Here is a 13,622-nt window from a genome sequence, read left to right on the forward strand (position 1 = left end):
GGCGGTGGGCCCGTCAACCAGGGCAACCAGGCGATCGGCGGTGGCGGTCCGGTGAATCAGGGCAACCAGGCCATCGGCGGTGGTGGGCCCGTCAACCAGGGCAACCAGGCGATCGGTGGCGGCGGTCCGGTGAATCAGGGCAACCAAGCGATCGGTGGCGGCGGTCCGGTGAATCAGGGCAACCAAGCGATCGGCGGTCGCGGTCCGGTGAATCAGGGCAACCAGGCCATCGGCGGTCGCGGTCCGGTGAACCAGGGCAACCAAGCGATCGGCGGTCGCGGTCCGGTGAATCAGGGCAACCAGGCCATCGGCGGTCGCGGTCCGGTGAATCAGGGCAACCAGGCCATCGGCGGTCGCGGTCCGGTGAACCAGGGCAACCAGGCCATCGGCGGTCGCGGTCCGGTGAACCAGGGCAACCAAGCGATCGGTGGCGGCGGTCCGGTGAATCAGGGCAACCAGGCCATCGGTGGCGGCGGTCCGGTGAATCAGGGCAACCAGGCTGTCGGCGGTGTCGGTGCGAACCAGGGCAACCAGGCGGTCGGCGGTCTTGGTGCGACGAATCAGGGCAACCAGGCCATTGGCGGTCTCGGTGCCAACCAGGGCAACCAGGCGATCGGTGGGCTTGGTCCGGTGAATCAGGGTAACCAGGCGGTCGGCGGTCTCGGTGCGAACCAGGGCAACCAGGCCATCGGTGGCCTTGGTCCAGTGAATCAGGGCAACCAGGCGGTCGGCGGTCTCGGTGCGAATCAGGGCAACCAGGCCATCGGTGGGCTTGGTCCGGTGAATCAGGGCAACCAGGCGCTCGGCGGTCTCGGTGCGAATCAGGGCAACCAGGCGGTCGGCGGTCTCGGTGCGAACCAGGGCAACCAGGCGATCGGTGGGCTTGGTCCGGTGAACCAGGGCAACCAGGCGCTCGGTGGACTCTTCTAGGGCACCTCTCGACGCGGCGAACCCGCCACGGGCAACCGTGGCGGGTTTGCGGGATCGATCGTCGTCGCTAGTGCAGGAACCCGCCACTGGGATACGACTGCCGCAGTTCGGCCACGAGCCGGCGCAGCCGCTGTGTCGGGCGGAGGCCCAGCTCATTGCGCAGGAGCTGCGTGTAGCGTTCGAAGTGGCCGAGTGCCTCCGCCAGGTTGCCTTCCGCCAGGTGGGCGCGGATCAGCGAGGCCTGGCTGCTCTCCCGCAGTGGGTCGGCCTGGACAGCGATATGGGCTGCCGTCACCGCCCCGGCGAACTGCTCGGCGGCGATGAGTTCTCCCGCCAGTTTCTCCAGGGCGTGGAGGCGCAGCTGGCGCCAGTGCTCCGACTCCAGCAACGCCCACTCGTCGTACCAGCCGGGCAGGAGATCGGCCGAGAGCTGATCGACGGTCGCCGCGTTGAGGCCGAGGTCCTCGGCGGGGACGCCGGGGTCGAGTATGCGCTGGGCCAACGACCGGGCGTGGTGCAGGTCGACGGACACCCCCCGCGCGAGGCGCACCTCGCTGGGGGAGACGTCCAGTGCCTTCCGGCCGAGGTCGCGCAGGCGTGACAGCGCCGCCCGGAGGTTCGTGTACGCCTTCTGCTCGGATGCCTCGGGCCACAGGCTTCCGGCGATCAGGGACCGAGGGACGGAGGCGCGGTAGTTGAGCGCGATAAACGCCAGGAGTCGCTTCGAGCCGGCCGGCACTGTCACCGGGTCGTTGTCGACCAGCAGGTCGAAACCGCCGAGGAGAGCGATGTGTACGGACGGTCGGCTCTTCACCGTCACCGAAGAGAAAGCGAGATCGTCTGAGCTCATGGCTGTGATCGCTTTGGGATCGTTCCACCTGGGCGTTTACCGGTCAGCGGCACCCCCTGCGCCCAAGGATTCGCAATCTTCACACCTCCCTCCGGACCCATGCTGCTCCATCCGGTGAGGGGTGTCTATTCGTCCTGATTGTGCTATTGAGGGCCCTCTGGCCGTGGAAATCGCGCCCCTTACGGGCACCGCGGGCAGGCCGGAGCGGCGTCGTTCCCGCCTGCTCGGGGTGCGTCCACGACGGCCGGTGGACGACTGTTCGAGCACTGCAGGCCACCGTCCCGCCGGGAACGTTCCCGGCGGGACGGTGCGGGAGCCGGTGAGCGGACCGGCTGCCGCATTCAGGCTGCCAGGAGCACCCCGGCGCCCGGAGTGGCGCCGGGGTGAGCGTCGGTCACCGGGTCGAGCCCACGCCCGCCTGCTGGTGCTGGTCTCGGCCGGAGGAGCATGACAGGAAGCGAAGTCGCCGTGAAGGTGGTTGTGGCTTCAATGAAGGGTCGTCACGTTATCGTGATCAAGGTGCGGCCCTCGTGCGCCGGTCGTGGGGCTCCAGAGGCTGCGGCGAGACCGAGGTCAGGTGCCGCGCGATGCTCCGTCGCTGGCTGACGGCTGTCCTGTGATCCGCGGTGGACCAGCGTGCGGCGTCCGATGCGGTGCCCGGCTCCCGCGGGCGTGAGCGGCCCGGTCACCGGCCGACGGTGACCCGAGCCGCGCCCACGCCGGCTGCCGCCGGCAGCGGCGCCGCGGACCGCACAGAAGAACGCCCCTCCCGGCGCTTTCCGCCGGGAGGGGCGTGACGTCAGGTGGGTGCCGTGTGGGCATCCCACGCTGCCGGTCGGTCAGCGGCGGGCGCTGTGGTGGTGCCAGTCGCTGCCCCACGAGACGGTGTCGACGACGCGGTGGCGGTTGTCGCGCAGGGTGGCGGTGTCACGCCGGTCCCACACGGAGTTGTGGCGGTCCTGGAACAGGTCGGTGCTGGTGTCGCGGCCGAAACCGGTGTGGACGCGGACGCTGGAGCGGCCGTTCAGGCGGTAGTGGTGGAAGGTGTAGGTGTGACCGGCCCGGTCGGACAGGGTCCAGCGGTCCAGGTTGACCGCGTGGCGGCCGTTGTTCGTGAGCACCACGTACTCCCTGATGAAGGAGTGGCTGGAGCGGTCGTTGCGGCCGCGGGAGTCGTGGTGGACGTTGCTGATCTGCACCTGCTCACGGTGCGGGCGTGCGTGGTCGGCCGCGGAGGCCGGCAGCGTCGCCGCACCGACCAGGGCGCCGGCCGCGGCGACGGCGGCAGCCAGACGGCGGGCGATCACGGAAGCGGGAACGGTCACGTATTCTCCCTGCGAATGCGGGCACATTCCGGTCACGGGGTGGAGCCGTGCGCCGGCTGTGCCTGGTGCGGATGGCGGCCAGGTGGCCGCACATCCACACCTTGTCCGTCTCGGCCCGTGATGATGTGAATACAGGTCTCGTGTTACACATCGTCCATATTTCCGTGACTCTCGGCTGTATCGACCATTCACCCGCTGGGGGTGTCAGGTTGACGGCCTGTCAGTCCGCCCGGCCCTTCCGGTACGGGCACCACGGCGCAAAGCCGCCATACCGCGCCACCCCGGCGCCGTGGCGGCCGTCACCCGTAAGTGGGTAACGGGCCGACGTGTCAGCGGATCCGCCGTCCGCGCCGGGCCGTGTCGGGCGTGCTCGGCGGAGCGCCCGGACGCGCCTCCGGCGCCGCTGTGGCCACCGCGGGGGAGGACGTCATGACGCCGGTGGCCATACGGGACGAGCGAGGCCGGGACACCGTGGCCATCCGGCACGGGCGAGCCACCGATGCCGCTGGTCGCCCGGGACACGAGTCCAGGACGCCGGTGGTCACCTGCCGGGCGGGTCCAGACGCTGGTGGTCACCTGTGGGACGGGTCCAGTGCGTCGGTCGTCGCCGTGCGGGAGGACGTCGCGACGTCGGCGGCCACCACGCGCGAGGAGGCCATCACCTCGGACACGAAGCGGGCGCGGCCGAGGCCGAGCCGGCGCAGTGCGCGGCCGTGGTCGGCGGCGACGGCGACGGAGACCGCGAGCAGGAGCAGCCGCCACAGCGCCATGACCGGGCGGGGCAGCGGGCGGGGCAGCTCCGCGAGCGAGGCGTGCAGCCGCTCGCAGTGGAAGGGGACGTGGCGCTGTTCGTCGGCCAGGATCCTCCGCGCCACGTCCGCGGTGAGCGGATCGTCGGCGCCGTCGCGCAGCGCCCGGTAGTACCGCAGCGCGATCACTTCGGCGATCATCAGCACCAGCAGCTCGGTGCGCAGGCCCATGAGGCGGCGCAGCCGCACGAAGGCCGTGTCGCTCCAGTGGCCGGTCAGCGTGGGCACGCCGCCCGCCGCGAGCAGCCGGGCCAGGAGGCGGGCGTGGTTCTGCTCCTCGGCGACGAACAGCCGCACCGCCCGCGCGTAGTCGGGGTCCCCGGCGTCGTCCGCCTTGGCGACGAGGTTGGCGCCGTCGCCGTCCTCGCCCACCTGGAAGCGCCGGATGCCGGCCCACACCGCCGGGTGCAGGGTGGCGCCGAGCTCCCAGTCGGGGTCGCCAAGATCCTGCCTGCGCCGGTGTTCGTCCTCGAAGCGCCGTACCCACGCGGCGAACCCGCTCGTACCCACCCGGTCTCCCCTCGCCCTGGGACATGATTGCCATGCCCCGATCAAATGGGACGCAACGAGGAGGCCGGCCCGTTGCCCGGTTGCCCACTGGCCGGGGCGCCAGGAGCGGCAGTGCGGCTCATACCGGGCACGCCGGGCCTGCTGGTCCCAGGGCGCGGGGACCGGCCGGGGGTGGACGCAGAAGGGCCCGACGTGCACCACGGAGGTGACACCGGGCCCTTCGACGTCGTACGGGCGCTCCCGTACGCGGGGGTGCGGCTACGCCGTCACCCGCACTGGCAGGGGCCGCCCGACTGGCACCCGCAGCCGCAGCCCGAGCCGCAGCCGCACGCGCCGAAGAGCGGGAGGCTCCTGGTCTCGGCGGGCCGGTCGGTCTCGCGCTCCTGCGCGGGGTCGGGCGTGGTGCTGGGCGATTCGGCCATGGGTCCTCCTCGAGGCTGGTGCCTGTGCCCATTGCATGCCCGCTCCGCCGGGCGCATCAACGGCGCACTGTGGCTCACTCGCAGCCGGGTACCGCCCCGAGCGCCCACCCAGGGCACCCGCCGGCGCGCCTGTCCGGAGCGCCCGAAGCGCGGGCCGGCCGCCGCCGGCGCCGGTTCTCAGGCGCCCTCGACTCCCGTGACCGGCTGGATGTCCTGCTGCAGCTCGTCCGCGTGCTCGCCGGTGACGAGGAACACCACCCGCTTCGCGACGGCCACCGCGTGGTCCGCGAAGCGCTCGTAGTAGCGGCCGAGCAGGGTCACGTCGACGGCCGTCTCGATGCCGTGCTTCCAGCGGTCGTCCATGAGGTGCTGGAAGAGGGCGCGGTGCAGCAGGTCCATCTCGTCGTCGTCCTGCTCCAGCTGCAGGGCCAGGTCGACGTCCTTCGTCACGATCACCTCGGCCGCCTTCGCCATCAGGCGCTGCGCGAGCTGGCCCATCTCCAGGATCGTGGCGTGCAGGTCCTGCGGCACCGCGCGCTGCGGGAAGCGCAGGCGGGCCAGCTTCGCCACGTGCTGCGCGAGGTCGCCCGAGCGCTCCAGGTCCGCCGACATGCGCAGCGAGGTCACCACGATGCGCAGGTCGGTGGCCACCGGCTGCTGCCGCGCCAGCAGGGCTATGGCCCGGGCCTCCAGGTCGTGCTGCAGTTCGTCGACCTTCTTGTCGGCCTCGATCACGCTCTCGGCCAGCTTCAGGTCGGAGTCGAGGATGGCCGTGGTGGCGCGTCCTACGGCGGACCCGACCAGCCGGGCCATCTCCACCAGACCGTCGCCGATCGAGTCCAGTTCCTCGTGGTACGCGTCCCGCATCAGGGTTCCCTCTCGTGCGTCTTCGTCGGGGGGTTCCGGGGGCCGGGGGCCGTGGTGAAGCCGGCGGCTCGAACCCCACGCTTCCACGTTCCGGCCCGTACGCGTCGGTTTCCGTCTTCCCGGATGAACCGGTCCTGGCTCCCAGGTGAACTCTGGGCGACGAGTGTTCGAGCCGGTGCTCCGGCGGCTGTGGGCACCTCGCAGCGCATGCCTAACCTGGACGCATGGACGTGAACGCGGCGGTCGCCGCAGCGGCAGCGATCGCCGGAGTACTCACCGGCGTCATCGCCATGCTGGCGTTCCGCTGGAGCGAGCGCGAGCAGAAACGCCCGACCCGCAGCTCCCTGCACACGGACGCGGTGCTCCCGCCGGGTGTGGACACCGTCCTGTCCGTCCTGCGCTCCTCCGCCGTCGTCCTCGACGAGGCCGACGCCGTGGTCAAGGCCAGTTCCGCCGCCTACGCGCTCGGTCTCGTCCGCGGCGGCAGAATGTCCGTCGAGCCCATGCTCCAGATGGCCCGTGACACCCGGCGGGACGGCGAGATACGCCAGGTCGAACTGGACCTCCCCCGGCGCGGCACCGGACGCGGGGAGGCCCTCGCCGTCTCCGCGCGCGTCGCGCCGCTCGGCTCCCGCCTCGTCCTGCTCCTGGTCGATGACCTGACCGAGGCCCGCCGGATCGAGGCGGTGCGCCGGGACTTCGTGGCGAACGTGAGCCACGAGCTGAAGACCCCCGTCGGCGCGCTGTCCCTGCTGTCCGAGGCCGTCATGGACGCCTCCGACGACCCGGAGGCCGTGCAGCGCTTCGCCGGGCGGATGCAGATCGAGGCCACCCGCCTGACCAACCTGGTGCAGGAGCTCATCGACCTGTCCCGGGTGCAGAACGACGATCCCCTCGAGGACGCCGAGCCGGTCGGCGTCGCGGAACTGGTCGACGAGGCCGTCGACCGCTGCCGGCACGCGGCCGGCACCAAGCAGATCACCATGGCCGCCGTGATCCACCCGGGCCGGGAGGCCCGCCCGGTGGAAGCCGGCGGCGTCCGGGGGGCGGCCGGGGGCGGTGACGCCCGGCGGGCGGACGCCGCGGATCTGCACGTCTGGGGCAACCGCGGCCAGCTCGCCGCCGCCCTGGGCAACCTGGTGGAGAACGCCGTGAACTACTCGCCGGCCCGCACCCGCGTCGGCATCGCCGCCCGCCGGGTTGCCTCGCCCGGCGGGGACATGATCGAGATAGCCGTCACCGACCAGGGGATCGGCATCTCCGACAGGGACAAGGAGCGCGTCTTCGAGCGCTTCTACCGTGTCGATCCGGCCCGCTCGCGGGCCACGGGCGGCACGGGCCTGGGCCTGGCCATCGTGAAGCACGTGGCCGCCTCGCACGGCGGGGAGGTCACGGTGTGGAGCGCCGAGGGGCAGGGCTCCACCTTCACCCTGCGGCTGCCGGAGGCGGGCGCGGCCCGCGACCGCGCGCAGCAGCATCCCGTCCTCGACGAGGAGGACGGGCCGTCCGCCGGCTCGATGCGCGGCGGATCCCCCGACTCACCCCATGAACCGCTTCCCGTCGCCCCGGAGGTCCTTCCGTGACCCGAGTGCTCGTCGTCGAGGACGAGGAGTCCTTCTCCGACGCTCTGTCGTACATGCTGCGCAAGGAGGGCTTCGAGGTGGCCGTGGCGGCCACCGGGCCCGACGGACTCGACGAGTTCGAGCGCAACGGTGCCGACCTCGTCCTCCTCGACCTGATGCTGCCGGGGCTGCCCGGCACGGAGGTCTGCCGCCAGCTGCGCGGCCGCTCCAACGTCCCCGTGATCATGGTGACCGCCAAGGACAGCGAGATCGACAAGGTCGTCGGCCTGGAGATAGGGGCCGACGACTACGTCACCAAGCCCTTCTCCTCCCGGGAGCTGGTCGCCCGCATCCGCGCGGTGCTGCGCCGCCGCGGCGAGCCGGAGGAGGTCACTCCGGCCGCGCTGGAGGCGGGCCCGGTGCGCATGGACGTCGACCGGCACGTCGTCACGGTCTCGGGCTCCAAGGTGGACCTGCCGCTGAAGGAGTTCGACCTGCTGGAGATGCTGCTGCGCAACGCCGGGCGCGTGCTGACGCGCATGCAGCTCATCGACCGGGTCTGGGGCGCCGACTACGTGGGCGACACCAAGACCCTCGACGTCCACGTCAAGCGCCTGCGCGCGAAGATCGAGCCGGACCCGGGCGCGCCGCGGTACCTGGTGACGGTCCGCGGCCTCGGCTACAAGTTCGAGCCGTAGGAACCACGGCCCGCGCACGTACGGCCGTCCGGCTCCCCGGAGGCGCCGGCACGGACGGTGTGCGGCCGCGTACGCCGCAGGGCGGCGCCCTCACCACGGAGGGTGCCGCCCTGCGGCGTACGCGGGCCCTACTGGCCGGCCGGCGTCCCCGAGGCCGAGTCGCCCGGGGTGGCGCCGGCGGCGTTCTCCCCGGACGGGGCGCCGGAGGCGGACTCCGACGGCGCGCCGGACGCCGGCTGGGACGGCTCGCCGGACCCGGAGGGGGCCGGCGAGCCGGAGGCGCCCGGCGCCGCGGGGATCTCGCTCGGGCCCCACGCGCCGAAGTAGCTCACGGCCGGCACGACCAGGGCGCTCATGCTCACGGCACCGGCCTTGCTGAAGGTGAACGTGATCTTCTGGACGTTGCCGTCCCGGACGTTTTTGCCCGGGTCCAGCAGGATGGCGGAGGCGTTGCCCTTGCCGCCGAGGACGAGGTAACCGCCGGCCGGGACGGTCACCTTGCCTGTGCCCTTGGCGGGCGAGAGCCGGGCGGTGCCGTTGCCCTGGACGCTGATCGAGTCCAGCGTCTGGTCGGCGCGGCCGTTGTTGAACACGGTCGCGGAGATCGCGGCCGGGCCCTTGGTCTGCGCGTCCGGCTGGGTGATGACCAGGGCGTTCTGGATCTTGATGTCGCCGGCCGTGACGGTCAGGTTGTCCGGCCTGACCTGGAGCGTCTCGGCGTTGTTGCCGGCGCTGCACGCGGCGAGCGAGGCGATCGAGAACGCGATGGCGGCGGCGGCGAGGGCGCCGCGTCGAAGGCTGCTGCTCACGGCGGCGGCAACTCCTTGAACGTGGGCGGAGCAGGACGGCCCCCTGATAAAGCCGCCCTAAGTGTCTGTCAGCGGCCACAGGTTACCGAGCCGTTCTCGCGCCACCGCACCCGACCCGCCTCTACCCGCGTTCACACGCCCGTACGCCCCGCGAACGGCGCTCTCGGCCCCTTCCGTGGGCGGTGTTTCCGCCGTCCCGCTGGTCGCCCGGGCCGACTCATGAGTCACTTCGGCCCCGGGAGTCTCGCCATTCACATGAGAAGCCGTCGCATAGCCCATGGGCGCCCCGGATTTCCGTGCCGGAATGCGCGTCCCAGGGTCCGGAAATTGATCACCGGGCGATCATCCGGCGGCGTGCCGGCCGCCGTGATCAATTCCCCGGATTCGGCCGGGACGCGACTCAGCTCACCGAACGGAGTAGCGGGAGTCGTACATCTGGAACCGGGCAAAACGGGAGTTTCAGTCGTTTGGCGCGGGCGCCGGATGCGTGTAGCGTACGCGTTTCGCCTGCCTTGCAGAGCCCCTCCGACCTGCGAATACCTGCTTCCCCTCGCCCTCCGCACCCCTCCCGAAGCACGTCCCTGTCGCAGTTGTCAAGCCCCGAGATATGCCCTGACCTGCGAAAACGCCATTCAGAAGACGCCGTATCCGTGTTACCCTGGATAGCCACGGAAGGGGTACCTGTCACATGACGTTCAAGGTTGGCGACACCGTGGTCTATCCCCATCACGGGGCCGCGCTGATCGAGGCCATCGAAACTCGTCAGATCAAAGGCGTGGACAAGACCTACTTGGTGCTGAAGGTCGCCCAGGGTGACCTGACGGTGCGCGTGCCGGCGGACAATGCGGAGTTCGTGGGCGTGCGCGACGTGGTCGGTCAGGACGGGCTGGACCGGGTCTTCGAGGTGCTGCGCGCTCCGTACGCCGAGGAGCCCACGAACTGGTCACGCCGTTACAAGGCGAATCTGGAGAAGCTCGCCTCCGGCGACGTCATCAAGGTCGCGGAAGTCGTGCGTGACCTGTGGCGCCGTGAGCGCGAGCGCGGACTCTCCGCCGGTGAGAAGCGCATGCTCGCCAAGGCCCGCCAGATCCTGGTGAGCGAGCTCGCTCTCGCGGAGAACACGAACGAGGACAAGGCCGAAGCCCTGCTCGACGAGGTCCTCGCGTCCTGACGCGAGGCAGCGACACCCGCCTCAGTTCAGCACACCTGCCGCGGTGCCCGATGACACACTCGCTGTCGCCGGGCGCTGCGGCATGCTCGTACCCGCGCACACGCGCCACCCCCGTCACGCGGCGGGGGGAGGGGCCACCGGCACCGAGGTGGCCGGCCCGGGCGGTCGCCTCGACCAGGGTCACGGAAAGGGTCCGGTCAAGGTCTCACGCCCGGTACTCCCCCGGTCTCGGCCGGGGGCACTGCAAGGGGCCATACCCAGGTAGGCCGAGCACACAAACCTGACAGGAACCGATGTCTGACGATTCGCTCCCCCCGCCCGCGGGAGCGCCCGCCGGGGCCTCCGTCGCCGCCGTGATCCCTGCCGCCGGCCGGGGCGTGCGCCTCGGTCCGGGTGCCCCGAAGGCCCTCCGCGCGCTGAACGGCACGCCGATGCTGATCCACGCGGTGCGCGCCATGGCCGCCTCGCGCGCCGTCTCCCTCGTGGTCGTCGTCGCCCCGCCCGAGGGCGCCGCCGAGGTGAAGTCACTGCTGGACGCGCACGCCCTGCCCGAGAGAACCGACTTCCTCGTCGTCCCCGGCGGGGAGTCCCGTCAGGAGTCGGTCAGGCTCGGTCTGGACGCGCTGCCGCCCGGCCACGACATCGTCCTGGTGCACGACGCGGCCCGGCCGCTGGTGCCGGTGGACACCGTCGACGCGGTGATCGAGGCCGTCCGTGACGGTGCGCCGGCGGTCGTCCCCGCGCTGCCGCTGGCGGACACCGTCAAGGAGGTCGGGCCCGCGGCGGCGCCCGGCGGGCCGGAGCCCGTCGCGGCGACGCCGGACCGGGCGCGGCTGCGCGCGGTGCAGACCCCGCAGGGCTTCGACCGGGCGACGCTGGTCCGCGCCCACGAGACGGTCACCGGCGACGTCACCGACGACGCGAGCATGGTCGAGCGGCTCGGCGAGCGGGTCGTGGCCGTGCCCGGCCACGAGGAGGCCTTCAAGGTCACCCGCCCGCTCGACCTGGTCCTCGCGGAGGCCGTTCTGGCCCGCCGGAGGCTCAACGATGGCTTCTGAGACCGCCGGGCAGCCGCCGCTGCCCCAGGTCGGCATCGGCACCGACATCCACGCCTTCGAGGAGGGCCGCGAGCTGTGGTGTGCGGGCCTGAGGTGGGAGGGCGAGGGGCCGGGGCTCGCCGGGCACTCCGACGCCGACGTCGTCGCGCACGCCGCGTGCAACGCGCTGTTCTCCGCCGCCGGCCTCGGCGACCTCGGACAGCACTTCGGCACCGGGCGCCCGCAGTGGTCGGGGGCCTCCGGGGTCACCCTGCTGACCGAGGCCGCCCGGATCGTGCGGGAGGCGGGCTTCCGCGTCGGCAACGTCGCGGTGCAGGTCGTCGGCCCCCGGCCGAAGATCGGCAAGCGGCGGGACGAGGCCCAGCGGATCCTGTCCGAGGCGGCCGGCGCGCCCGTGTCCGTCTCGGGCGCGACGACGGACGGCCTCGGGTTCCCCGGCCGGGGCGAGGGACTGATGGCGATCGCCACGGCACTCGTGGTGCGGGTGAGCTGAGCGCGTTCGTGGGTACCCTGTCGGTCACCGCTGATCCAGGTCCCCCGGAGGTGCCCATGCCCGCCGCCCTGTCCGACCGGCTCAAGGCCCTGCTCGACACGCCCGTCTTCGTCGTCGTGGGCACCATCCAGCCCGACGGCCGCCCGCAGATGTCCCCGGTGTGGGTGAAGCGGGACGGCGACCAGCTCCTGCTGTCCACCACCGCCGACCGGCGCAAGAAGAGGAACCTGGACCGCGACCCCCGGGTGGGCCTCGTCGTCGTGGACCCCGAGTCGCCCTACGACTACGCCGAGATCCGCGGCACCGCCGAGATGACGACCGAGGGCGGCCAGGAGCTCATCGACGAGCTGAGCCGGAAGTACACGGGCAAGGACTACGCGGAGTTCAACCCGGCCTCCGGCCAGGACGCCGAGCGCGTGGTGGTGCGCATCACGCCGCAGAAAGTGGTCGGCAGCCTCTGACGGCCGGACCCGAGCGGTTCCCGCCCTCGGCCCGGCACCGCCGGGAGGGGCGCGAAACGGCGCCGCGGACGGAAAAGGGGCGCGAGGCACTGCCCCGCTCCCACTACTCTGGAGTGGTGACCATTCGCCTGTACGACACCAGCGCCCGGCAGATCCGTGACTTCACCCCGCTCAAGCCGGGCTGTGTCTCGATCTACCTGTGTGGCGCCACCGTGCAGGCCGCACCGCACATCGGCCACATCCGGTCGGGCCTGAACTTCGACATCATGCGCCGCTGGTTCGCGTACCGCGGCTACGAGGTGACGTTCATCCGCAACGTCACCGACATCGACGACAAGATCATCGCCAAGTCCCACGAGCAGCACCGTCCGTGGTGGTCGATCGCCTACGCCAACGAGCGCGCCTTCAACGAGGGCTACGCGGCGCTCGGCTGCCTGCCGCCCACCTACGAGCCGCGCGCCACCGGCCACGTGCCGGAGATGGTCGAGATGATGCGCACGCTCATCGAGCGCGGGCACGCCTACGAGGCCGACGGCAACGTCTACTTCGACGTGCGCTCCTTCCCGGGCTACCTGCAGCTGTCCCGGCAGGAGCTCGACAACCTGCAGCAGCCCTCCGGGGCGGGCGAGACCGGCAAGCGGGACCCGCGCGACTTCGCCATGTGGAAGTCGGCCAAGCCGGGTGAGCCGACCTGGCCGACGCCGTGGGGCGACGGCCGGCCGGGCTGGCACCTGGAGTGCTCGGCGATGGCGCACAAGTACCTGGGCTCCGCCTTCGACATCCACGGCGGTGGCCTGGACCTGGTCTTCCCGCACCACGAGAACGAGATCGCCCAGGCCAGGGCCTACGGCGACGAGTTCGCCCGGTACTGGGTGCACAACGCCTGGGTGACCATGGCCGGCGACAAGATGTCCAAGTCGCTCGGCAACTCGGTGCTGGTCTCCGAGATGGTCAAGCAGTGGCGCCCCATCGTGCTGCGGTACTACCTCGGCACCCCGCACTACCGCTCGATGATCGAGTACAGCGAGGAGTCGCTGCGCGAGGCCGAGTCGGCGTTCGCCCGGATCGAGGGCTTCATGCAGCGGGTGGCGGAGCTCGCCGGCGGCGTGGTCCAGCCGGCCGCCGAGGTGCCGCTCGCCTTCGCCGAGGCCATGGACGACGACCTGGGTGTCCCGCAGGCACTGGCCGTCGTGCACACCACGGTCCGGCAGGGCAACTCCGCGCTGGCCGCCGACGACAAGGAGGCCGCCGTGGCGCGGCTCGCCGAGGTGCGTGCCATGCTCGGCGTCCTCGGCCTCGACCCGCTCGATCCGCACTGGGCCGGCGAGGGCGGCCGCGGCGAGGACCTGCACGGCGTGGTCGACAGCCTGGTCCGCCTGGTGCTGGACCAGCGCGAGGCCGCCCGCGCCCGCAAGGACTGGGCCACCGCGGACGCCATCCGCGACCAGCTCAACCAGTCCGGACTCGTCATCGAGGACAGCCCCCAGGGACCGCGCTGGAGCCTCGGCCCGCGCTGAGCCCGCCGGTCCCCGCGACCTGGTGTGCCGCCCGGCCCCCCGGACGGCACACCGCCAAGACGTACGGCGCCGAAGGGCCGTGCACACCGCACAGCCGTACCCACGAACGCTTCATCACCGCAGAGACACAGAGACAGGTA

14 protein-coding genes are annotated in these 13,622 nt (G+C 71.9%); 8 read left to right on the plus strand and 6 right to left on the minus strand.

What is annotated here, in order from left to right:
• The coding region (locus tag ACWDNY_RS04085; RefSeq protein WP_451644138.1) for a hypothetical protein at positions 1–930 on the plus strand (930 nt) is incomplete at its 5' end.
• Between the two features lie 67 nt (positions 931–997).
• On the opposite strand, the gene ACWDNY_RS04090 is transcribed toward ACWDNY_RS04085, so the two are convergent.
• The 5 genes from ACWDNY_RS04090 to phoU form a co-directional block, all read right to left on the minus strand.
• Positions 998–1,780: an AfsR/SARP family transcriptional regulator gene (locus ACWDNY_RS04090; RefSeq protein ID WP_451644139.1), complete on the minus strand. Its 783-nt coding sequence runs from the start codon at positions 1,778–1,780 to the stop codon at positions 998–1,000.
• An 839-nt stretch (positions 1,781–2,619) separates the two neighbouring features.
• Positions 2,620–3,105 (minus strand): lamin tail domain-containing protein, encoded by a 486-nt coding sequence (locus tag ACWDNY_RS04095; protein WP_451644140.1) that lies wholly within the window; start codon positions 3,103–3,105, stop codon positions 2,620–2,622.
• 572 nt (positions 3,106–3,677) lie between these two features.
• Entirely contained in the window at positions 3,678–4,424 is a 747-nt protein-coding gene (locus tag ACWDNY_RS04100) for a ferritin-like domain-containing protein (protein WP_451644141.1), read from the minus strand.
• A gap of 266 nt (positions 4,425–4,690) precedes the next feature.
• On the minus strand, positions 4,691–4,846 hold the full coding sequence (locus ACWDNY_RS04105) for a hypothetical protein (protein WP_451644142.1): 156 nt from the start codon (positions 4,844–4,846) through the stop codon (positions 4,691–4,693).
• A gap of 177 nt (positions 4,847–5,023) precedes the next feature.
• Complete coding sequence (gene phoU / locus ACWDNY_RS04110) at positions 5,024–5,713, minus strand: phosphate signaling complex protein PhoU (protein ID WP_451644143.1); 690 nt, start codon at positions 5,711–5,713, stop codon at positions 5,024–5,026.
• Between the two features lie 224 nt (positions 5,714–5,937).
• On the opposite strand from phoU, the gene ACWDNY_RS04115 reads away from it, so the two are divergent.
• Together ACWDNY_RS04115 and ACWDNY_RS04120 are read left to right on the plus strand one after the other, a co-directional pair.
• A complete protein-coding gene (locus tag ACWDNY_RS04115) occupies positions 5,938–7,296 on the plus strand; it encodes a sensor histidine kinase (RefSeq protein WP_451644144.1) in 1,359 nt (452 codons plus the stop codon).
• Positions 7,293–7,973 (plus strand): response regulator transcription factor, encoded by a 681-nt coding sequence (locus tag ACWDNY_RS04120; RefSeq protein ID WP_010358452.1) that lies wholly within the window; start codon positions 7,293–7,295, stop codon positions 7,971–7,973. The genes ACWDNY_RS04115 and ACWDNY_RS04120 overlap by 4 nt, the downstream gene beginning before the upstream one ends.
• Before the next feature lie 128 nt (positions 7,974–8,101).
• Here the strand turns inward: ACWDNY_RS04120 and ACWDNY_RS04125 are convergent, their stop codons facing one another.
• Complete coding sequence (locus ACWDNY_RS04125) at positions 8,102–8,782, minus strand: DUF461 domain-containing protein (RefSeq protein WP_451644145.1); 681 nt, start codon at positions 8,780–8,782, stop codon at positions 8,102–8,104.
• A gap of 688 nt (positions 8,783–9,470) precedes the next feature.
• Here ACWDNY_RS04125 and ACWDNY_RS04130 point away from each other — a divergent pair.
• The 5 genes from ACWDNY_RS04130 (at position 9,471) to cysS (ending at position 13,482) form a co-directional block, all read left to right on the plus strand.
• Positions 9,471–9,953: a CarD family transcriptional regulator gene (locus tag ACWDNY_RS04130; RefSeq protein ID WP_003953493.1), complete on the plus strand. Its 483-nt coding sequence runs from the start codon at positions 9,471–9,473 to the stop codon at positions 9,951–9,953.
• A gap of 293 nt (positions 9,954–10,246) precedes the next feature.
• Positions 10,247–11,011: a 2-C-methyl-D-erythritol 4-phosphate cytidylyltransferase gene (gene ispD / locus ACWDNY_RS04135; protein WP_451644146.1), complete on the plus strand. Its 765-nt coding sequence runs from the start codon at positions 10,247–10,249 to the stop codon at positions 11,009–11,011.
• Complete coding sequence (gene ispF, locus ACWDNY_RS04140; protein WP_451644147.1) at positions 11,001–11,504, plus strand: 2-C-methyl-D-erythritol 2,4-cyclodiphosphate synthase; 504 nt, start codon at positions 11,001–11,003, stop codon at positions 11,502–11,504. The genes ispD and ispF overlap by 11 nt, the downstream gene beginning before the upstream one ends.
• 56 nt (positions 11,505–11,560) lie before the next feature.
• Entirely contained in the window at positions 11,561–11,965 is a 405-nt protein-coding gene (locus ACWDNY_RS04145) for a PPOX class F420-dependent oxidoreductase (protein ID WP_451644148.1), read from the plus strand.
• Positions 11,966–12,081: 116 nt separating this feature from the next.
• On the plus strand, positions 12,082–13,482 hold the full coding sequence (gene cysS, locus ACWDNY_RS04150) for a cysteine--tRNA ligase (RefSeq protein WP_451644149.1): 1,401 nt from the start codon (positions 12,082–12,084) through the stop codon (positions 13,480–13,482).
• Positions 13,483–13,622: the final 140 nt, after the last annotated feature.

The sequence above is a fragment of the Streptomyces sp. NPDC003697 genome (assembly GCF_053587115.1).